General features: G+C 50.0%; 1 pseudogene. It reads left to right on the top strand.

The window, feature by feature from the left end:
• Nucleotides 1–382, top strand: a pseudogene (locus ASC50_RS05475) (transcription termination factor NusA); the annotation flags it as partial.

Here is a 382-nt window from a genome sequence, read left to right as displayed (position 1 = left end):
CGTGCCGCTTTGAATTTGCGTCAGGCTCTGTCGGGCAAGGTGTTAGAGTTGCAAAAAGATTCGCTTTACTCCAAGTACAAAGACCAAATCGGTCAAATTGTGTCCGGCGAGGTATATCAGGTGTGGAAAAAAGAGCTTTTGCTGTTGGACGATGATGGCAATGAGTTGTTGCTTCCGCAAACGGAGCAAATCCCGACGGATTTTTTCCGCAAAGGGGAAACGCGCCGCGCCGTGGTTGTGCAGGTGGACAACGAAAACAACAATCCGAAAATCATCCTTTCGCGCACCTCTCCGCTGTTTATGCAGCGACTTTTTGAGTTGGAAGTGCCCGAAATTCACGATGGTTTGATTACCATCAAGCGCATTGCCCGCATCCCCGGTG

The sequence above is a fragment of the Candidatus Symbiothrix dinenymphae genome (genome assembly GCF_001431085.1).
Note: the sequence above shows the minus strand (reverse complement) of the source record. Positions and strands in the feature narration are given on the sequence as shown.